General features: G+C 77.6%; 1 protein-coding gene. It reads left to right on the top strand.

What is annotated here, in order from left to right; translation table 11 throughout:
* The coding region (locus L6966_RS12045; protein ID WP_237233482.1) for a hypothetical protein at positions 1–253 on the top strand (253 nt) is incomplete at its 5' end.
* Positions 254–389 lie beyond the last annotated feature (136 nt).

Genomic DNA, 389 nt, shown 5'->3' on the forward strand with positions numbered 1-389 from the left:
GCGCAAGCGCGAGATCCTGGCGCAGCGCGCGGCATCGGCCGGGGCCCCCGGCGATGCGCAAGCAGCTCCGGAGGCCGCCACGGCAGCGCGGGCCGGCGCGGCGGATGCACCCTGGGACGGCCCGGCGGACGCCGCACCCGCGGCAGCGCAGGCCGGCGCAGCCGCCGCGGCGCCGCAGGCCGAGCCGCTGCGCAGCCGCGAGGCGATCGCCCGCGCGGCTCGGCTGAGCAGCAGCCAGGTCGTGATGATCTAGAAGATCCAGAAACAGGCGGCGCCCGAGCTGGTGGCGGCCGTGCGCTCGGGGGCGATCTCCATCAATACCGCCGCCGTGGTGGCCACGCTCCCCGAAGAGGAGCAGCGCGCCGCGGCCCTGGCGGGCAAGGATGAGC

This window comes from Rothia nasisuis, assembly GCF_928381405.1.
Lineage (GTDB): Bacteria > Actinomycetota > Actinomycetes > Actinomycetales > Micrococcaceae > Rothia > Rothia nasisuis.